The sequence below is a fragment of the Gemmatimonadaceae bacterium genome (assembly GCA_035606695.1).
GTDB lineage: Bacteria > Gemmatimonadota > Gemmatimonadetes > Gemmatimonadales > Gemmatimonadaceae > JAQBQB01.
This window is the reverse complement of the sequence record DATNEW010000044.1, coordinates 95,459-115,836: the sequence shown is the minus strand read 5'-3', so window position 1 is coordinate 115,836 and position 20,378 is coordinate 95,459. Positions and strand designations below refer to the sequence as shown.

Annotated in this window: 17 protein-coding genes; 8 read left to right on the top strand and 9 right to left on the bottom strand. The window is 65.2% G+C overall.

Annotation, left to right across the window (positions count from 1 at the left end; translation table 11 throughout):
• Positions 1–2,398: aconitate hydratase AcnA (gene acnA / locus VN706_24240; protein HXT18757.1), on the top strand; the 2,398-nt coding region annotated here is incomplete at its 5' end.
• Positions 2,399–2,569: 171 nt separating this feature from the next.
• On the opposite strand, the gene VN706_24235 is transcribed toward acnA, so the two are convergent.
• The 3 genes from VN706_24235 to VN706_24225 form a co-directional block, all read right to left on the bottom strand.
• Positions 2,570–3,196: a DUF1003 domain-containing protein gene (locus VN706_24235; GenBank protein HXT18756.1), complete on the bottom strand. Its 627-nt coding sequence runs from the start codon at positions 3,194–3,196 to the stop codon at positions 2,570–2,572.
• A 41-nt stretch (positions 3,197–3,237) separates the two neighbouring features.
• Complete coding sequence (locus VN706_24230; GenBank protein HXT18755.1) at positions 3,238–3,624, bottom strand: hypothetical protein; 387 nt, start codon at positions 3,622–3,624, stop codon at positions 3,238–3,240.
• A gap of 69 nt (positions 3,625–3,693) precedes the next feature.
• Positions 3,694–4,197, bottom strand: a complete 504-nt coding sequence (locus VN706_24225; protein HXT18754.1) for a YMGG-like glycine zipper-containing protein — start codon at positions 4,195–4,197, stop codon at positions 3,694–3,696.
• Positions 4,198–4,436: 239 nt separating this feature from the next.
• On the opposite strand from VN706_24225, the gene VN706_24220 reads away from it, so the two are divergent.
• The 5 genes from VN706_24220 to VN706_24200 all read left to right on the top strand — a co-directional run bounded on the left by VN706_24220 (position 4,437) and on the right by VN706_24200 (position 8,510).
• Positions 4,437–4,703, top strand: coding sequence for a hypothetical protein (locus tag VN706_24220; GenBank protein HXT18753.1), 267 nt, complete (start codon positions 4,437–4,439; stop codon positions 4,701–4,703).
• 9 nt (positions 4,704–4,712) lie between these two features.
• The gene (locus VN706_24215) at positions 4,713–5,066 is read left to right on the top strand and encodes a redoxin domain-containing protein (protein HXT18752.1); all 354 of its coding nucleotides are present in this window, start codon (positions 4,713–4,715) and stop codon (positions 5,064–5,066) included.
• On the top strand, positions 5,029–6,399 hold the full coding sequence (locus VN706_24210; GenBank protein HXT18751.1) for a DUF4147 domain-containing protein: 1,371 nt from the start codon (positions 5,029–5,031) through the stop codon (positions 6,397–6,399). Before VN706_24215 ends, VN706_24210 begins: the two co-directional genes overlap by 38 nt.
• Positions 6,400–6,408: 9 nt before the next feature.
• Positions 6,409–7,347, top strand: coding sequence for a carbon-nitrogen hydrolase (locus tag VN706_24205; protein ID HXT18750.1), 939 nt, complete (start codon positions 6,409–6,411; stop codon positions 7,345–7,347).
• Positions 7,348–7,475: 128 nt separating this feature from the next.
• Entirely contained in the window at positions 7,476–8,510 is a 1,035-nt protein-coding gene (locus tag VN706_24200) for an agmatine deiminase family protein (GenBank protein HXT18749.1), read from the top strand.
• A 110-nt stretch (positions 8,511–8,620) separates the two neighbouring features.
• On the opposite strand, the gene VN706_24195 is transcribed toward VN706_24200, so the two are convergent.
• From VN706_24195 to VN706_24175, 5 genes are all read right to left on the bottom strand, one after another.
• On the bottom strand, positions 8,621–9,649 hold the full coding sequence (locus tag VN706_24195; GenBank protein ID HXT18748.1) for a sigma 54-interacting transcriptional regulator: 1,029 nt from the start codon (positions 9,647–9,649) through the stop codon (positions 8,621–8,623).
• Between the two features lie 116 nt (positions 9,650–9,765).
• Positions 9,766–14,469 (bottom strand): tetratricopeptide repeat protein, encoded by a 4,704-nt coding sequence (locus VN706_24190; protein ID HXT18747.1) that lies wholly within the window; start codon positions 14,467–14,469, stop codon positions 9,766–9,768.
• A gap of 98 nt (positions 14,470–14,567) precedes the next feature.
• Entirely contained in the window at positions 14,568–15,701 is a 1,134-nt protein-coding gene (locus VN706_24185) for a hypothetical protein (GenBank protein HXT18746.1), read from the bottom strand.
• A 193-nt stretch (positions 15,702–15,894) separates the two neighbouring features.
• On the bottom strand, positions 15,895–16,680 hold the full coding sequence (locus tag VN706_24180; protein ID HXT18745.1) for a hypothetical protein: 786 nt from the start codon (positions 16,678–16,680) through the stop codon (positions 15,895–15,897).
• A gap of 309 nt (positions 16,681–16,989) precedes the next feature.
• Positions 16,990–17,763: a hypothetical protein gene (locus VN706_24175; protein HXT18744.1), complete on the bottom strand. Its 774-nt coding sequence runs from the start codon at positions 17,761–17,763 to the stop codon at positions 16,990–16,992.
• A 204-nt stretch (positions 17,764–17,967) separates the two neighbouring features.
• Here VN706_24175 and VN706_24170 point away from each other — a divergent pair, with 204 nt between their 5' ends.
• Together VN706_24170 and VN706_24165 are read left to right on the top strand one after the other, a co-directional pair.
• Entirely contained in the window at positions 17,968–18,429 is a 462-nt protein-coding gene (locus VN706_24170) for an OsmC family protein (GenBank protein ID HXT18743.1), read from the top strand.
• Positions 18,426–18,884: a DUF393 domain-containing protein gene (locus VN706_24165; protein HXT18742.1), complete on the top strand. Its 459-nt coding sequence runs from the start codon at positions 18,426–18,428 to the stop codon at positions 18,882–18,884. The genes VN706_24170 and VN706_24165 overlap by 4 nt, the downstream gene beginning before the upstream one ends.
• On the opposite strand, the gene VN706_24160 is transcribed toward VN706_24165, so the two are convergent.
• Positions 18,845–20,338 carry an NAD-dependent epimerase/dehydratase family protein gene (locus VN706_24160; GenBank protein ID HXT18741.1) on the bottom strand — a complete coding sequence of 498 codons (1,494 nt, stop codon included), beginning with the start codon at positions 20,336–20,338 and terminating at the stop codon, positions 18,845–18,847. The two genes, VN706_24165 and VN706_24160, sit on opposite strands and share 40 nt — an antisense overlap.
• Positions 20,339–20,378: the final 40 nt, after the last annotated feature.

The window sequence follows — 20,378 nt, the reverse complement described above, 5'->3', positions numbered from 1 at the left end:
CAAGCCCGCCGACCTGGTGATCGACCACTCGGTCCAGATCGACGAGTACGGCACCAAGCTCGCGTTCAAGCGCAACGTCGATCTCGAGTACCAGCGCAACCACGAGCGCTACCTGTTCCTGCGCTGGGGCGCGCAAGCCTTCGACGGCTTCAAGGTCGTGCCGCCGGCGACCGGCATCGTCCACCAGGTCAATCTCGAGTACCTGGCGCGCGTGGTGATGAGCGACGGCGGCTGGGCCTACTTCGACACGCTGGTCGGCACCGATTCGCACACCACGATGATCAACGGCCTGGGCGTGCTCGGCTGGGGCGTCGGCGGCATCGAGGCCGAGGCGGCGATGCTTGGGCAGCCGGTATCCATGCTCATTCCCGAGGTGATCGGGTTCAAGCTGCACGGCAAGCTGCCGCCCGGCGCGACGGCGACCGATCTCGTGCTGACCGTGACCGAGATGCTTCGCAAGAAGAAGGTCGTCGGCAAGTTCGTGGAGTTTTACGGGACCGGTTTGAGCTCGCTTCCGCTCGCCGATCGCGCGACGATCGCCAACATGGCGCCCGAGTACGGCGCGACGATGGGCTTCTTCCCGTGTGATGAGGAAACTCTAAAGTACCTGCGTCTGAGCGGGCGCCCCGAGCAGCACGTCAAGCTCGTCGAGGCGTATACGAAGGAACAGGGCCTGTTCCGCACCGACGCCACCAAGGATCCGGTCTTCACCGACACGCTCGAGCTGGACCTGGGCACCGTGGAGCCCAGTCTCGCGGGCCCGAAACGTCCGCAGGATCGCGTGCCGCTGTCGAAGGCGAAGGCGATGTACAACGAGGCCTTGCAGGCCGATCTCGCGAAGCTCGGCACGGCCGCCGCGAAGAAAGAAGTGAAGGAAGCGACGAAGGTCTCGTCGGAGCCCGCGCTCAATCCGGCGGCGGTGCTCGTCGAAGACGGGCAACAGGCGGCCACGGACGGCGTGAAGGTCGAGTACAACGGCAACACGTTCACGCTCCGCAACGGCGCCGTCGTGATCGCGGCGATCACGAGCTGCACCAACACGTCGAATCCGTCGGTGATGCTCGCGTCCGGATTGCTCGCGCGCAACGCCGTGAAGAAAGGCCTCAAGACCAAGCCGTGGGTGAAGACGTCGCTGGCGCCGGGCTCGAAGGTCGTGACCGATTATTTGCGTCAAGCGGGCGTGCAGGAATTCCTCGATCAGCTGGGATTCCAGCTCGTCGGGTATGGATGCACGACGTGTATCGGCAACTCGGGCCCGCTGCCGGAACCGATTCAACAGGCGATCGAAAGCGGCACGTTGATCGCCGCGTCGGTGCTCTCGGGCAACCGAAACTTCGAAGGCCGGGTGAATCCGCACACGCGATTCAACTATCTCGCGTCTCCACCGCTCGTCGTGGCGTATGCGCTGGCCGGGCGGATGGATCTCGATCTCACGCGCGAGCCCATCGGCGTCGGCAAGGACGGGCCGGTGTTCCTGCGCGATATCTGGCCGTCGCCGCAGGAAGTGGCGGATGAAGTCAATCGCAGCGTGAAGAGCGACTTCTTCAAGAAGCAGTACGCGGACGTCTTCAAGGGCGACGAGCAGTGGCAGGAGCTCGGCGTGCCCCAGGGTGAGACGTACGCGTGGGCGGGCGATTCGACGTATGTGAAGAATCCCCCGTACTTCGAGGGCATGACGATGAAGGCGCCCGGCATCCGGGCCATCACCGGCGCGCGAGCGCTGGCGTTGCTTGGCGACTCGATCACCACGGACCACATCTCGCCGGCGGGCAACATTCCGGCGTCGAGTCCCGCCGGCAAGTGGCTGGTCGAGCACGGCGTCGAGAAGAAGGATTTCAACTCGTACGGCGCCCGGCGCGGCAATCACGAAGTGATGATGCGCGGCACGTTCGCGAACATTCGCCTGCGGAACGAGATGGTGCCTGGAAAGGAAGGCGGCTACTCGACGACGCAGCAGGGCGGCGAGGCGCGGTTCATCTATGACGTGGCGATGGAATACCAGAAGCAGAATACGCCGCTCGTGATCGTCGCCGGCAAGGAGTACGGCACGGGCTCGAGCCGGGATTGGGCCGCGAAAGGTACGGTCCTGCTTGGCGTACGCGCGGTGATCGCGGAGTCGTTCGAGCGCATCCACCGGTCGAATCTCGTGGGGATGGGCGTGCTGCCATTAGAGTTTACGAATGGCGATACGCGTCAATCGCTCGGGTTGACGGGGTTCGAGACGTACGACGTGGCGGGGTTGGACGAGACTCTCAAGCCGAGGGCGACGCTCACGGTCAAGGCGAACGGGAAGGAGTTCACGGTCGTTGCGCGGATCGATACGCCGGAGGAGATGAACTATTACAAGAACGGCGGAATCTTGCCGTACGTGCTCAGGCAGTTGGTCGGCGGACGGTAGATAGCTCCGCACCCATAAAAAAGGCGACCACGGAATTGTGAACGGCGACGACCTCGGACAGGCACGGAGACAGCGGTAACGGCAGTCAACTGCGGTTCCGCTGTCTCCGTGCCGATCCGTGAATGTCGCCGTTCACAATTCCGTGATTATTTGCTTTTGGGGAGAGATGCCTCAACGCGGCGATATCTGTCCGTCCGCTTCCGCGCGGCGTTTTGAATGCCGCCGCCCTGCTCTCCGCGCTGCGGCCGCCTCCGCGATCTGATTCGCCAACGCGCGCTCCAACCCCACGACATCGAGCGGCTGCATCATGTCGCTCAACTCCGGATCTTCCGCGACACGATGTCCGAGCCGCGTGTACAGACCGGCGACGAGTTGCAGCGTCTTCGTCAGCTCCTCTTCCATTCGCAGGCTCACCTGCAGCGCCAGCTCCTCGCGCAACTCCGCGATCGCGGACTCACGCTTCTGCGCCATCAGCACGAAGATCGAGAGAAAAATCGCCTCGAGCGAGACGATCATCGTGAGCAGGCCGAACGGGTAGGGATCGAACTCGGGCAGACCGAACCAGCCCAGGTTCCATGGAATCCACACGGCGAACCACAAGCCGTGCACGACGAGATACGGCGTCGAGGCCGCCGCCTCGTTCAACTCGTCGGCAACGCTTTCGATCAGCGACCGTTCGGCATTGTGTTGCGCCTTGAGCGCGCCGAACGCGCGGTTGGCGAGCAGGCGTCGCCGCCGGCGATCCGGTTGTTCATCAACCAGTGGAGCGGGCGGCGGAGGGAGCTCGGCATCTTTCACACGGGGCAAAAATGCGATTCCCGTGCCCGCCTCAGCCTATTTCAACCCGCGGCGCGCTTGAGTCCCGCTCGCGCTTTCTCTCGCTCTCCCCACGTTGGCAACATCTCTTTCGCTCCCGGCACGCAACGCGACGCGGGACTCGCCGCGCTGGGCGGACCCATTGGCTGCCACGCCATCACGCAACGCATGGCGGCCGTGATCTCGTCAGCCGACAGTGCGCCGGCGGAGCTCGAGGCGCCCGCGTCGGCGCCGGTGGCACCCGGCGCGGACAGCAGTCCGAGCAATGATTGTCTGGCTTCACGAACGAAGGTGTCCGTCTTCACACGCTGCGTGTTCTGTCGCACGTCTCCGCGATAGAACGCGTGGATCGACGACTCGACGTCGCGCGCGAGCTTGTCGAGAACCTGATCGAGGGCGGCTTGATCCATGTTGGGCGAGAGGAGAATCCGGAGGAGGCCTGCTCGCCCAACAAATTATCGCCGAACGGCTGAAATGGCTTAGAACGGCGTCGTCTTTCTCTGAACGTCGACGTTGTTGCCAAGCACCCCGCCCAGAATGGCGCCGGCTGCCGCGCCAATGAGCCCGCCCTTGATCTTGTCACGGCTCGCCGTCGCACCGATCACCGCGCCGGCCGCGGCGCCGATCGCGGCATCGCGCTGCGTGTGCTTCTCGACCGTGGTACGCGGCGCAGGCGCCGGATAGTAGCCACCGCTCGAGCCTGCCGAGCTGCCCGACGAACGGCTTACCGAAGACGTCCGTCGAACCGGAGCGCGACGGACAGGCTGGCGCGCAACGGTTTGCAGCTGTCGCGGGGCCATTTGCGGCTGCGCGGCGAAGCCCGCCTCGGTCGGCGACACGAACTGCTGCGGGTTGTACGCCTGAGCCTGTGATGCCAACGCGAGATCGTTCTTGAGCGCGTCGTCGACGGCCGGCGAGCTGTTCCGCCCGCATGCCGCGATCACCGCGATCGGAATGAGAACCATCAACTTGGTAGCACGCATCACAAGCTCCTGCTGGGGGTGGTCGTGGGTGACGCCAGGGTAAAAGGCACGCGCCATTCCCTCTCTTAAGCGCCAATTCGCGTGGTTGCCGCCGCGCACCGTCTATGCTGGTGACACCGCGTGTCCACATTCGAGGATTTTCTCAGGTTTCCGTGTGCGCGGGACGAGTCATTGCGTCACATGTCCGGTACCGCCATTTTGCGCGCAGTTCTACGCCACTCTCACCAAAGGCAGGCCCGATGCGTTTCATTCCATCGCGCGCCGTTCAATTCGCCGCCGTCGTTGGCCTTGCGGGCTCGGCCGTCGCGGCGGCGCAGACACCGGCGACTCAACCCCCCAAAGCAGGCTCGGCCGCGTTCGCGCCCGACGCCGGCGCCATGGCTGCGGATTTCTCGCTGGCTGGCGCCACCCGGTACGGGCTCCTCAAAACGCCCGTGCACCTGTCCGACTTTCGCGGCCAGACCGTCGTACTGGCCTTCTTTCCGAAAGCGCGAACCAAAGGGTGAACGATTCAAATGGAGGCGTACCGTGATCAGTACGCCACGCTCTTCAATGCCGGCAAGAAAGTCGTCGTGATCGGCATCAGCATGGACCCCGATACCGCGCTCGCCAACTGGGCGCATGAATCGGGCTTTCCGAATTTGTTCGTCAGCGATCCGGACCAGACCGTCGCGAAGCAGTACGGTTCGGCCGACAGCGATCGAGGCGATACGAGAAACGTGTTCATCATCGGTCCCGATGGTCGCATCGCCAGCCGGATGATGCGCTTCAACGTGCTCTCGGCGGATGCCTACACGGAGCTCGGTAAGGACGTCGCGGCCACCCTCAAGGGTGCGGCCGACGGCGGGGGGAGGGGGACATCGCATTAGCGACGACGTCGCCGCCCGGCCGGCGCTCACCGGCCGGGAGCTGTTATTAGAATTATATGATAGCGCGATCGTCGCGGCGGCACCCGGGCCCGCGACGACGCGCGCCATGGACGCGCTGAAGATCGACCGCGCGAGCCGTGTGTGGATCTTCGCCTTCGGCAAGGCCGCGCACCCGATGGCCGCCGCGGCGGTGAGCTCGCTCCGCAAATCGCTGCATTCGATCGTCGGCGGCGTCGTCGTCTCGCCCGACGTGCGGCCTTCGCCGTATCCGACGCTCGTGTCGTTGCGCGGCGATCATCCGGTACCGAGCCGCCACTCGTTCGCGGCCGCGGCGAAGATCGCTGAAGTGACGCCCGGCCGGCGGGGAAACGACGTCGCGATCGTGCTGATCTCCGGCGGCGCGTCGAGTGTCATCGGCGGACCGCTGCGCGGCATGAACGACGCGGATCTCGTCACGCTCTACGAACTGCTGCTCGGCTCGGGGCTCGACATCGCGTCGATGAACATGGTGCGCAAACGATTCTCGCGCTGGGGCGGCGGACGCCTGGCGCTGGCGCTCGCGCCGGCGGCGACGCATTGCCTGGCGATGTCCGACGTTGCCGACGACGACCTCGGCGTGATCGGATCTGGTCCGTGCTCGCCGGATTCCGCGACCGTAAAGGACGTGACGACGGTGCTGCAACGCGCGAATCTGTTCAATCGCATTCCGCAGACGCATCGCGATTATCTCATCGCGGTGGGGCGTGGGACGATTCCCGAAACGCCAACCAAGTCGCATCCGGCGTTCGCGCACGTCACGGCGCGGGTGATCGGCAGTACGCGTCTGGCCGTCGACGGCGCGGCGGCGGCGGCGAAAGAGCGAGGCCTCGACGTCGAGGTGATGCCGTCGCGACTCTCCGGGGAAGCCGCGCGCGCGGGTGAATCGATCGCGCGTCACGCGCTCGGCGGCGACGCGCGATCGAGTGGACCGGCGTGCTGGATCTGGGGCGGCGAGACGACCGTCACACTCGGCAACGGTGCATCGACGAGCGGAGGCGGACGGTGTCAGGAGCTCGCGCTCGCCGCGGCACGCGTGCTGGCCGACGCGGGCGAACGCGCCGCGAACCTTTCTATTCTTGCCGCCGGCACTGACGGACGCGACGGTGCGACCGACGCCGCGGGCGCCGTCGTCGACGGGACGACGTGGCGTGCGATCGCCGGCGCCGGCCGCGATCCGGCGCAAGCGCTTGCCGCGCACGAATCGCATGCGGCGTTGCGCGCCGCCGGCGCGGTCATCGCACGCCGAGAGACCGGCACCAACGTGAACGACGTGGTGATTGCACTGCGCAATTAGCTTTCGCGCATGACTCACGCGCCTTTCACCGTCGGCATCATTCAGGATTCGGCAAGCGACGACACCGCCGCCACTGTGGCGGCGACGGTCGAGCGCGTGCGCGAGGCCGCGTCGCGCGGCGCGCAGATCGTCTGCCTGAAGGAGCTGTTCAACGCGCCGTACTTCTGCAAGTCGCAGCAGTGCGAGCGCTTCGATCTGGCGGAGTCGATTCCGGGCCCGACGACGGACAGGATGCAGTCGTTGGCGAAGGAGCTGGGCATCGTGCTCATCGTGCCGATCTTCGAGAAGCAGGCGCGCGGCGTGTATCGGAACTCGGCGGCGATCATCGACGCCGACGGCTCGCTGCTCGGGGTCTATCGCAAGATGCACATCCCCGACGATCCGCTCTTCAACGAGAAGTACTATTTCGTGCCTGGGGACGCGACGACGGATGACCGCATCGACGCGATCGGCAACGTGGCGAAACAGGCGAGTGGCTTTCGAGTTTGGAAAACAAAGTTTGCTAATATCGGCGTGCTGATCTGCTGGGATCAGTGGTATCCGGAGGCGGCGCGCATCACGTCGCTCCTGGGCGCCGACATCCTCTTCTATCCCACGGCGATCGGTTGGCATCCCGCCGAGAAGGCGGAATTCGGCCAGGCCCAGGTGGAGGCGTGGCGGACGATGCAGCGCGCGCACGCCATCGCGAACGGCGTGTTCGTGGCGTCGCCGAATCGCGTCGGGCACGAAGACGAGCCGGGCACCAGGGGCATCGAGTTCTTCGGGCATTCGTTCATCGCCGATCCGTTCGGTCGTCTGCTGGCCGACGCGCCGAACACGAATACCGAAATACTCATTGCCATGTGCGATCCGCGGCTGATCGAGGACACACGGCGCAACTGGCCGTTCCTGCGCGATCGCCGCATTGACGCCTACGCGCCGATTCTCAGTCGCTATCTCGGCGCGTAGAACCTGGGAGAAGAGCGAATGGAAACGGCGAATGGCGACGGCGATCGGAACGGGCGAATGGAAGCGGCGAGTGGAAGCCGCGCGTCGCGCTTTCCACTCGCTCTTTCCATTCGCCCTTGGTTCAGCCGTTGACCCGCTTCCCCGCCGAGTGGGAGCCCCACGCCGCGACGTGGATTGCGTGGCCGCACCACGAGCCTGATTGGCCCGGAAAGCTTGGGCCCATTCCGTGGGTGTACGCCGAGATCGCGCGGGTGCTCGCCGAGTATGAGCGCGTCGAGGTTCTGTGTCACGACGAGAGCGTGCGCGAGAACGCGCGGACGACGCTCGAGGCGCACGGCGTTCGCGACAACTACCGGCTGCACGTCGTCCCGAACGATCGTGTGTGGCTCCGCGACTCGGGACCAACAGGCGTGATCGGCGACGACGGCCAGGTGTCGCTCGTGAACTGGGCGTTCAATGCCTGGGCGAAGTATCCGAACTACCAGCGCGACGAACGCGTCGGCGCCGCGTTCGCCGGCATCACGGGACTTCCGCTCGTTCAGCCCACGCGTCCCGACAACGGCGAGCGTGTCGTGCTCGAGGGCGGCGGCATCGAGACGAACGGCGAAGGCATTCTGCTCGTGACGGAAGAGTGGCTGCTGTCCGACGTGCAGGTGCGCAATCCCGGATTGTCGCGCGAAGGATATGAAGAAGTCTTTCGCGACGCACTCGGCATTCGCCAGACAATTTGGCTCGGCGAAGGCTGCGTCGGCGACGACACGCACGGCCACGTTGACGACATCGCGCGGTTCACTGCGCCGGGCGTCGTCGTTCTTGCGTACGAACAGGATCCGGCGGATGACGAGAATCATCGCCGCTCGATCGACAACTGGGATCGGCTGCAGTTGTCGGGCGGCGATCGCGGTACGTTGCGCGTCGTAAAGCTCCCGTATCCGCGGCCAGTCATGATGAACGGGGAGCGGTTGCCGGCGAGTTATGCGAACTTCTACATCGCGAACGGTGTCGTGATCGTGCCGACGTTCAACGATCGCAACGATCGCGTGGCGCTGAACATTCTGTCCGAGTTATTTCCGGACCGTCACGTGATCGGAATTCACGCGGTGGATCTCGTGTGGGGATTTGGCACGCTGCACTGCTTGACGCAGCAGCAGCCGGCGGGATAAGCCTGTCATCCCGACGGAGCGGAGCGACCGAGGGATCTAGCGTCCTGGTATGAGGGCTGAGCTCTGTACCTGGATGTTAGATCCCTCGCTTTGCTCAGGATGACAGCGGGCTACTCCACCCGATCGGCCTTCAGCCCGTACGCCCGCAGCTTTCTCGCCAAGGTCGGGCGCGAGATGCAGAGAATTCGCGCGGCCGCGCTCTGGTTGTAGTCCGTCAGCTGCAGCGTGAGCTCCAACGCTTCGCGCTCGATGTCGCGTAGGCGCTTGCCGTCGGCGGGAATACGAATCTCGCCGAACGTCGTCGCACCGCGCACCGCGCCGGCGCCCGCACGACGCTGGTTGATGACCAGATGCTCGGCGCCGATGAGCGGGCCCTCGCAAACGACCATGGCGCGTTCGATGACGTGCTTGAGCTCGCGCACATTGCCGGGCCAGCGATGTGCGCGGAGCACGGCGATGGCGTCGAGGCCCAACTGACGCCGCGGCACGCCCTGCAGGCGCGACGCTTCGGCGAGCATGTGATCGGCGATCACGCGGACGTCGTCATCGCGCTCGCGCAGCGGCGGCAGCTCGATGCGGAGCACCGCCAATCGCGCGAGCAGTTCTTCGCGGAACGAGCCGGCGCCGACGCGCTCTTCCAGGCGCGTCTTGCTCGCCGCGATGACGCGGCAGTGCACCGTGCCTTCCGTGCCGCCCAGACCGAAGCGCGAGATGCTGTATTCCTCGAGCGTGCGCAGCAAGCGATCCTGCAGCCCGAGCGGCATTTCGCCGACTTCGTCGAGGAACACGGTGCCGCGCCCCGTCAACTCGAGCACGCCGAGCTTGCGGTTCGTCTCGTGCCGCGTGAGCGGCGTCCCGAACAGTTCCACATCGAGCAGCGGCGCCGGAATGGACGCGCAGTTGATCGACACGAACGGCGCGTTGGCGTTCAGACCCGCGTTGTGAATGCAGCGCGCAACGAGCTCTTTGCCGGTGCCCGCCTCACCATTGAGGAGGATGGCGCGCAAGGGCGTGGTCGCAACGCGCTTCGCCATGTGGAGCGCATGACGCATCCCCGCGCTCTCGGCGACGATCGCCGAGAACTCGAGCCCACTTTCCTCGCGGCCAGCAGGCTGGCGCTGTGCGGAAGGTGCGGTCATTGGTTAGCTCCCATGACTGAAACGCGGTGCCGCGTTCCGTCCGAATGCGGTGAAGAAAACTTTGCTGCGTCTGAGTATCGGCACGTGACAGCCAGTTCCTCAGCCGAACGTGCTACTTACGCGGCGGCCGACGCGCCGACGGACATCGCGCGCAACATCGCAAGACGTTGTGCGACGCCCGCGAAACCAAGTGCGTCGACTTCGGGACTGATTTGATCGATGAGTACGGTCAGCGCTTCGCTCGATCGGCGCAGTGACGGACCGCACTCGGCCACGAGATACGCGGCAACGTACGGATCGTGCTTGCCCGCGATCGCCACGGCTTCGTGCAAGAGACGCATGGCGTGCGCGTCGTCACCGCGCTCCGCGGCCAGGCGAATGCGCAGCGCGTCGACCATGTCGCGGCCCTGGAACCACCAGTCGGGCCGCGGCTCGACGTTCGCGCGAATCCACTTCATCGCGTCTTCGGCGACCGAGCGCGAGCCAACCGACAGTGCGGCGAGCGCTTGTCCCGCACGCGCACCGAGCTGCACATCCGGCTGGCCGATGCGTTCCGCCACCGCCATGACCTGATCGTAGATCGCCGACGCCGTGCGCCAGTCTTCGCTCTCGCGGGCCAGGTGGGCCATGTTGTAGAGCGTCGCCAGTCGCAGTGATTCGTTCGACGATTCGGTAAAGCGCGCCAGCGCTTCGTCCAGGCGCTCGCTGGCGAGCTCGCGTTGGCCGCGGCGCAGATACAGCACGCCGAGGTTGAGCGAGGCCAAGCCGGCCTTGTCGGTATCGTGCGCGTTGATCGCGGCTTCGAGCGCCCGATCGTACGCTGCTTCCGCCGCGCCCACTTCGCCGGCGCGTTGATGGATGATTCCAATATTGATATTACAACTTGCTTCACCGCGCCGGTCGCCGGCCGATTTGAACAGCGACAGCGCGCGCTGGTAGAATTCGGCGGCTTCGCGCGTGCGGCGGTCGACCATCGACGTGCCCAGACGCTGCAGCGCTTCGGCGAGGAGCCGCCCGTCGTCCGCCTGCTCGGCGGCCGTCACGGCTTCACGCGCGACTTCTTCCGCCTCGCGCGACTGGCCAAGACGACCCTGGTACTGCGAGATCATGTTGAGCAGCGCGGCCTCTTCCGAACGGTCGCCGAGCTGCCGCGCGGTTCCCAGCAAGTCGCGGCACGCGACGATCGTCTCGTCGGCCGGCTGCCCCTGAAGACCACGCGTTCGCTCGCGCATGCGGCGGAGGCCGAGCGTGAAGTGATCGTCCGGCCGGTCGGCGAGACCGGCGATCGCGCGATCGCAGAACTCTTCGGTCAGCGTATACCGGCCTTCCGTTTCGGCGACTTCGGCCAGGCGATGCAGTGCGCGAGCGCGTTGCTCCGGATCACTCGCGGTGCGTTCGGCGATCTCGAAGAACCGGCGCGCCTCCGCATTCGCGTACATCGACAGCGATCCACTGCCGGCGGCCATCGCGTGCGCGTACGCCTTCTTCGCGTTGCCGGCCCGGTCGTAGTGCATCGCGATCTCGGCCACGTTGTCGGGCGAACGCAGCTCCATCGCTTCGGCGACGCGCTCGTGAATGCGTGCAAGACGCCGCGGATTGATCGTCCGCCGCACGGCGTCGACGAGCAGCGCGTGCGTGAACGAGAAGTGGCTGCCGGACGCTTCCTGCCACGGCTCGACGACCGCGTGTTCGATACCCTCGTCGAGCGCGTCGAGCACGGCGTCTTCGTCGCCGGCGCCGGCGGCCATCGCGAGATCGACGTCGAAGACGCGACCGATGACCGCCGCCGTATTGAGGATGCCGCGCGTTCCCGGCGAGAGGCGCTCGAGGCGCCGATCCATGAGCCCCGTGAGCGCCTGCGGCAGCTCACTGCGCTCGGCACGAATGCTCCAACGGCCGTGATCGTAGCGCACCGATCCGTCGTCGAGCAGCATGCGCACGAGCTGCGTCGCGAGCAGCGGATTCCCTTCCGAGTTGCGGCGCAGATAGTTGAGGAGGTCGCCGCTCGCTTCGCCGCCGAACACGCCCGACAGCCACTGCTGAAGCTCGAGCTCCGTCAGGCGCGGCAACGGAATTTCGTGGAAGCGCTCGTCGCGCAGCAGGCGATTGCGGCGCGACAGCGCATCGCCGCGAATGTCCTCGGTGCGCATCGTCAGGCAGACCAGCATGCGCTCGTGCTGGAGCTGCGACATCACGTGCTCGAGGACGTCCCACGTCGCCGAGTCCGACCACTGCATGTCGTCGAGCAGGATGACGAACGGACGCGCCGTCGCCGCAAGGCGCAGATACGCGACAATTTCGTCGAACAGCGTGTACTTGTTGCCTGATGGTTGCGACGCGGTGCCGCCGAGCGCGGGAACAAGTCGCGGCAGCTCGCGCCAGTCCGTTTCGCCGACCGCGCCAAGTTGGTGAACCGCGGAAATGACTTCGGCCCACGGCGCGTACGGTGGCTTCGCGTCTGCTTCGCTGCAGCGGCCCGACACGAGCGATCCCGCCCGCATGCGCACCTCGGCCGACAGGCGCTTGATGAGCGTCGATTTTCCGACGCCCGCTTCGCCGACCACCGAGACGAGCTGCGGTCCGTGCTCCAGACAGGTGTCGAGCATGCGAATGAGCCGGTCCAGCTCCTCTTCACGCCCGACGAACTGCTTGAGGTTGACCTTGGGTTCCTTCGCCGACTCTTCACTCTCGTCGGAGGTGACGACCGTGTCGCGGCCGCGGCGCTTCGCTTCGTACAACGCGCGGTCGGCGGCCTCGAACAGCCCGTCGAACTCGTGATGGTCCGCCCGCGCGCCCGCGACGCCGATCGAGAGCGATACGGAGATCGACCCCGACCGCTCGCGCAACGGCACCGCGTTGCGGCGCACCGTGCAGCGGATGCGTTCGGCGATCTCCGCCGCTTCGACAACCGACGTGTGAGGCAGCAGAATGACGAATTCGTCACCGGCGTAGCGGCCGATGACACCCGTCGACGCGGCGAGCTCGCGCAACGTACCGGCGACGACTTTGAGCACCGCATCGCCCATCAAGTGGCCATGCGAGTCATTCACATGCTTGAATTCGTCGACGTCGATGACGATCAGCGACACCGTGGCGAACGGCCCGCGCTCGGCGAGCACCTTGTTCGCGATGTCGACGAACGGCCGGCGGGTGAGGAGACCGGTAAGGTCGTCGCTCGGACCGGAGACCGCGAATTCCTTGACGTCCGCGCGATCGGACGGCTGCGATTCGACGACCGCGCGCTGGCGCATGGAAGGCGCGCGCGTCTTCATGAGATCTTCGAATTGCGTGAACAGCTCGGGATCGAACTGCTTGCCGACGTCGGAGCGCATGATGTCCATCGCCGAGTCGTGCGACAGCGCGCCCTTGTACGATCGCTTCGAGGTCAGCGCGTCGTAGACGTCCGCGATGCACAGCATGCGCGCGGCGCGCGGAATCGCATCGCCCGCGAGCTGGTCGGGATACCCCATGCCATCCCACCGCTCGTGATGCGACCGCACCATCGGAATGACGTCGCCCGGAAAGTCCATGTCGGCGAGCATTTCGACGCCGGCGACGGGGTGCCGCTTGACCAGCTCCCATTCGTCCGGCGAGAGCTTGCCCGGTTTGTTCAAGACTTCTGATGGGATGATCAGCTTGCCGACGTCGTGGACCGTGGCGCCGATGCGGAACCAGAACAGCTCGCGCGGCGCCAGGCCGGCACGCAACGCCAGCGCGCACGCCAGATCGGCCACGCGCTCGCAGTGACCCTGCGTGTAGTGGTCCTTGGATTCGATCGACGCCGACCAGTTGCGCACCACGTCCAGGAAGTGCTTCTCCAGACGGCCGTTGCGGCGATCGATGTCGGCCAGGTCGCGCTTGGCGCTCAACTGGCTGAAGATGCGGTGGCCGCGATTGAGGTGCATCAGCGCGTCGCGATGCCGCCCCTGCTTGCGACAGAGCTCCGCATGCTCGCGCGCTGTTTCCGCCGACAGCAGCAGATCGCGGCGTTCGACGGCGATCTCCTGCGCGCGCTTGAGATGCTCTTCGGACACGGCGAGCTCGCCGAGCTCGCGCGCGACGGTGCCCAGGTGCTTCTCGATCTCGCCGCGACCGACCGGATCGCTCGTCTGCTTCGTGAGTGTGCGGGCGAGCTCGCAGGTAGAACGCGCCGCCTGGAAATCGCCGCGCGCGATATCCAGCTCCGCGCGATTCACTTCGATGAGGATGCGCGCCGGAATGTCGCCGATGGCGTCGGCGATCTGCGCCGCTTCCTCGAAGGCGCGCGACGCATCATCCCACCGCTCGAGATCCGTGCACAACATGCCCATGTTGTTCAGGGCCTTGAGGATCTCCTTCGGCGCGCCGAGCGTGCGGAACTCCGCGAGGCTCGTTCGATAATAGCGCAGCGTCTTGTCGTGATCGCCGCGCACCATGGAGATCACGCCGAGGTTGAGCGCGGTCATCGCCGCGAGGCGCGTTTCTCCGGCGTCGATCGCGTGCGAGCGCGCATCGATGTACAGCGCTTCGGCGCGCTCGTAGTCGCCGTCCTGCTGGTGAACGATCGCTTTGATGTTGATGGCGTAGCCCAGCGCGCCGGGATCGCCGACCAGCTCGGCCACGGCGATCGCGGCCTCGAGGCAGTCGAGCGCCGCCTCCATGTCGGCGTCGGCGACGTGCGAGTGCGCGATCCAACGCAGCAGCGAAGACGCAAGCTTGCCGTCCTCCGCGCGGCGCAGGGAGTGCAGCGCCCGCTCGTACATCGAGCGCGCGTCGTCGCGGCGGCCCTCGCGATCCGCGAGTTGCGCCTGCTGAATCAGGATGTCGACCGAGGGCTTCATCGTCTCTCGGAATCCCAGTCTCGGGTGGGGTAGCCCAGAAACACCAAGTGAGGAGACGTGCGAAACCGCCACGCCTCCTCACTCAGTATCGGCAGCAATCAGCCCCAAGCCAGCATGTAGCCGGAGAAATGCCAAATTTGGAGCTCGGCCTCGCCGAGGATGCTATCGATGGTGGCGTTCAGCGTCTCGTTCACGAATGACACGCCGCCGAACGGATCGAGCTGCGAGTCATCAGCGAAGTACGCGCCGATTATATTCCCACCGGACTTGCGGATGGTGCCCCGCAGGTCCTGTCGCAGTACGAGCGGAACGCTGAATTTCGTTCCGTGTGGCTCAAAGTTGTACGCGACCAGCTTGCCGCCGGTCGACGTGACCGAGAAATGCGTCACCTTGCTCACCGCACCCGGGGGCACGACGAGGGTCAAGCCCGCCTGAGGAAGGCGCAGCTCACCGCCGAGAGGCCCGATGTCGGCACTCTTCGACGGATGGTCTGGCAGCGTGTGATCCCGGACGAGCGGCGACACAGAGTGAAGCGCGCTGACACCGCCGTGATTTCCACCGTCGCGGTCGAACAGCATCTCGCCGCCGAGATCGACGCAATCCGGATCGTCGGGGCTCGGCATGCAGGGCTGGCCGGAGAACACGTTGTAGCCGCTGAAGTGCTTGATGCGCCGCTCGAGACGGCCGCTCGCCCCATCCCGGAACGTCGTCATCGTCGGATCGGTCACCGACTCGTCGACGCAACCCGACGACGCGGTCACGCAATACAGGATCTTCGCGTCAGGCGAATACGAGACCGCTGGCGCAGTGAACGCAATCACGACCCAGTGATTCGAGTCGGTCGACGGCACGAAGCGCACGTGCTTGTCGAAATCGGTACGGGGGTTGCCCTGCGAATCCAGCCACGCCTTCACGTTGAACGTGATCGGCGCGGTGGCCACCGTACACGGTGCATCCCACTGATCCGGACCATACGTCGACGACGGATCGCAGATCGAGCCCGCGGGAAAGCGAATCTGATTTCCGGCCCCCAGGTAGAACGCCATGTTCTTCGACGGATCAACGGTGATGCTGAACCGGCTCGTGTCGCCGGCCGTCAGATCGGCGGTGTAGCCTCCGCCGTCCACGACGGCGTTGGCCTGCGACGGGTTCTTCGGACTGACCGAGCTGTCGCTGCACGCCGCGAGTGCAGCGGCGACGACCAGGAAGACAGCTCTTGAAAAGCGTTTCATCATAGCCTCCATCGGCAGATGAATGAAAGAGAAGCGTCGTCATCCACGGCTCGCTGCCGTGTATGGACTGCGCGCCTCGAATTATCGGCAGTACCGGACGTATGTGAATTTTAATTCCACTACTGTAACGTTTTGTTGCAGCATGTCACGTTCCGATCCACCGTACTGACTGGTGCGGGTCCCGTCTATGGAATCAGGCCCATGCGAGCATGTAGCCCGTGCGGACCGCGGTGAGCTCTGCCGGCGTGAGGGCGGTGGCGCCGGCCGGCAGCATGCCGACGTGGCCGACCGTTCCAACGCGGTTGCCGAGCATGTCGCCGCCGCCGTCCACGCAGTCCGGATTGTCCGGGCTGGGCATGCAGGGCTGGCCCGAGAACACGTTGTAACCGCTGAAGTGCTTGATGCGGCGCGTGAGGTGACCGGTGACCGGATCCTTCACGGTCGCCATCGTCGGATCGGTCTTGGCTTCGTCGACGCAACCAGACGTCGGCGTCGCGCAATACAGAATCTTCGCGTTCGCACCGGCCGATGCGCCGTAGTCGGTGAACGACAACATCACCCACTGCGCCGGATCGAGCGACGGCACGAACCGCAGATGCTGGTCGAAATCCACGCGCGGGTGGCCCTGCGAATCGAGCCACGCCTTCGCCTTCACGGCGACCGTGTTGCGCGCCGGCGTACACGGCTTGTCCCACTCGGTCGGACCGTACGTCGATGTCGTTGGGTCGCACACCGAATGAGCCGGGAAGGTGACCCAGTTGCCCGCGCCGAGGTACACGAACGATGCGCGCTCCGAATTGATCGACACGGTGAATCGAATCGTGTCGGTAGAGGTCAGGTTGGCCGTGGCGCCGTTGCCTTCGATCGCGTTGGCCTGCGTACCGGCCTGCGAAGGCGCCGACATCACGGCGCTGTCACTACAGGCAGCCAGCAAACCGGCTCCCGCGACCAACAGGGTCCTGCTCCCAAATTTCATCATCAAAGCCTCCGTCGGCAGTTGATCGATCGTTCCAGTTGCACGCCATCTCACGGCATTCGTGGGTAGACCATGCGACTCGGATTATCGGCTGAAGAATTTTCCGATGAATTTTTTCGCGCACGGTGGAACAGATCGTTACTCACTGTCACGGAACGGCCCATCACACCTCTGCCAACGGGCGACTGGGCAAAAAAACGGGCTCCCGTTCGGGAGCCCGCCTTTCATTCACTACGCCACGAAACTGCCTTGGAAAACTCGATTCAGTACGAGGTGAATTGCGTGTGGTGCTCGTGTTGCCGTGGTGCCGTGTTACGCCCAGGCGAGCATGTAGCCCGTTTTCACCGACGCGACCTGCGTCATCGGCGTGAGCGCGGCCGACGCGGTCGGACCAACACCGCTCGACTTCTTGACCGACGCGCGGTTCCACAGCATGTCGCCGCCCAGATCGATACAATCCGGATCGTCGGGGCTCGGCATGCAGGGTGAGCCCGAGAACACGTTGTAGCCGCTGAAGTGCTTGATGCGGCGCTGGAGACGGCCGCTCGACGGATCGACATACGTCGCCATCGTGGGATCCGTCACGGACTCGTCCACGCAGCCCGACGACTCACTCGTGCAGTACAGGATCTTCGCGTTCGCCGTGGTGGCGGCCGCGGTCAGCGCGATCACGACCCAGTGATTCGGATCGCTCGACGGCACGAAGCGCACGTGCTTGTCGAAATCGGTGCGGGGGTTGCCCTGCGAATCCAGCCACGCCTTCACGTTGAACGTGATCGGCGCGGTCGCGGGTGTACACGGTGCATCCCACTGATCCGGACCATACGTCGACGACGGATCGCAGATCGAGCCCGCGGGAAAGCGGACTTCGTTACCCGCGCCCAGATAGAACGCCATGTTCTTCGACGGATCGACGGTGAAGCTGAACCGCGAGGTGTCGTTCTGGGTCAGGTCGGCCGTGAAGCCGCCACCGTACACGACGCTCTGCGACGTCGACGACTGGCTCTTCGGCGCTACGGTGCTGTCGCTACAGGCGGCCAAACCACCAGCAAGCAGCACGAGCAGGGTTTTACTCACATTCTTCATCAAAGCCTCCATCGGCAGTTGAATGATCGTTCGACTCGCGTTTCAACCCAGGAAGGTCATGGGTAGACTCCGCGCCTCGGATTATCGGCCGACACCGGGCTTCGTGAATTCTTTCCGGCCACCCGCAACACATCGTTCCAACCTGCAACGAACTGCCGCAGGGCGTGCCATTTGCACCTCGCGTTCGACGACTCAGGAGCGCCCGTGAAGATCATTCTCTTGTCCGACGATTCCATCCGTCTCGAGCCCACGCCGGGCCCCATGACCATCGAGGCGCCGTCCGCCGATCAGAGCTATTCGCCCTTTCATATGATGGCGAGCGGCCTGGCCTACTGTACGTTCTCCGTGATGTACGCATGGGCCGAGCACGCACGGCTCGACGCGAGTGATCTCACCGTCGACGTCGCCTGGACGTTCGCCGACGACCCGCATCGCGTTGGGACCTACGCCCTGCGATTCAACTGGCCCACGCTTCCCGCCAATCGCCTCGGCGCCGCGAAACGCGTCGCGGAGATGTGCACCGTCCATGCGACACTCCAACACCCGCCTACGATCAGCATCGACGGCGTCGCGGCGATTTCGGACACGGCGACACAACATGTGCAACATGTTCAACATGTGCAGGCCGACGGCACCGAGCCGGTCGCCGCGGAGCCAAACACGTGAGGACGGTTCCCGTCGTTCGATTCACGATTGCCGGAGAGATGGACGCGTCGACCGGTCTCGGACGTCCATACACGTGCGTGTACGATGGCACGTGCAAGGTGTGCACGCGTCTCGCGACTCTTCTAAAGAAGTGGGATCGTCAACGCGCGATCGAGATCGTGCCGTCGCAAGCGCCGGGCGTGATGGCACGCTTCCCGTGGATTCCCGCCCGCGCCTACGCCGAAGCGCTGCAGCTCATCGGACCCAACGGGCGCACCTGGCAGGGCGCCCCGGCGGTCGAGCAACTGCTCGAGATCCTGCCGAAGGGTAAATTGATAGCCTGGTTATTCAAGATTCCTTATGTTCGCGTGCTCGCCGACAAGGTCTACCGCTGGTTCGCGCGCAACCGCTCCCGCCTCGGCTGCGGCGAACATTGTCAATCGCGGCCGCTCGACGTGGCGTTTCGCGATAATTGAGCGTCGAGCGACTTCGCCCACTCGTCGACGACCTCGAGCTCGCGCGCGCTGAGCGCCTCGACCAGTGTTTGCACGCCACCGTGCGTGCCGCCCGCCGCATCCGCCACACGCTGCGCCAACGTCGTCCAGGACGCCGTCTGCACCCAGTCACCGACCGTGCGCAGCAGCACCTGATCGATCATCGACGCCGAACGATCGTAGACCTGAATCTCGAACCGCAGTGCATCATCGCGCGGCTCGACGAGGAAACGCACCGCTCCTGCGATCGGGTGTCCCGCGACGGTCAGCAGCGTGACGCGGCGATCCATCACTTCGCCGACACGCACCTGTACGTGTCCGCGCACCGGGATGTCGAGCGTCAGCGTCTCCCCTTCCACGATCTCCGTGGACGCACCCGGCTCAGCGCTCAGTGCGATCATTGACGGCAGCAGTTCGCCCAGATGCGTTCGAACGAATTCGAACAGTGCGTCGGAGTCGTATCGCGAACCGCGAATGTCGATCCAGAAGCGTTTGCGCGTGAGCGGCCCAACGCCGTCCGACGGCAGTTGCGTGAGCTGCTCGTCTGCGAGACGACGCAATCCATCCTGCAGTGACGTCGGGGTGATGCCGAAGACGTCCGTCAGCGCATTCGGTTGTTCCGGAGGAATCACGTTGCCGTCGCTGAGCATCGCGAGTTGCTCGTCGTTGAACGCGACGTCGACGCCGACCGCGTCGAGCGCACGCATCGCCCACGACGCGATCACTTCCGGCATCGGCGCCTGCATCACATCGCGACCCGTGATCGACCGCAGCCGCGTGACCAGATCGTTTTGCGACGTGACGTCCGTTCCCGCCACGTCGAGCACCTGACATCGAATGTCGCTGCGCTCGAGCGCGACGACGAGCGATTCGGCCAGGTCCTCGTGCCAGATAGGCTGAAAGCGCTGGTTGCCGTCGCCGATCGTGGGAATGATGGGCAGCGTGCGCACCATACGCAGCAGAACCGAGAGATGCTCGTCCCCGGGTCCGTACACCGCGCCCGGCCGAACGACGAGCCAGTCGCGCGTGAACGTTTGCACGACGCTTTCGGCGACGAGCTTCGATTTGTGATACGCCGACGTTCCGCGCTCGGCGCCGAGCGACGAGACGTAGACGAGCTTCCGCACGCCGGCGCGTTCGCTTTCCATCACGACGTAGCGCGTGCCGTCGATGTTGACTGACTGAAAGGTGACGGCCGGCGGCTGCTCGTCGAGGATTCCCGCGATGTGCAGCACCGCGTCGCAGCCCTCTGCTGCACCGTGGATGGATTCGTGGTTGGAGACGTCGCCCGCCCAGCCGGTCACGCCCTCGGGCCACCATCTCTGGTCGCGTCCGGCACGCCGGGAGAGCACCCGGACCTCATACCCTCGCCGGATCAGCGCCCGTACTGCCGAGTCCCCTATGACGCCCGTCCCGCCGGTCACCAAAACCTTCATATCGACCTTGTCTGTAAGTGCAGAACGGGTGGCAGGTTAG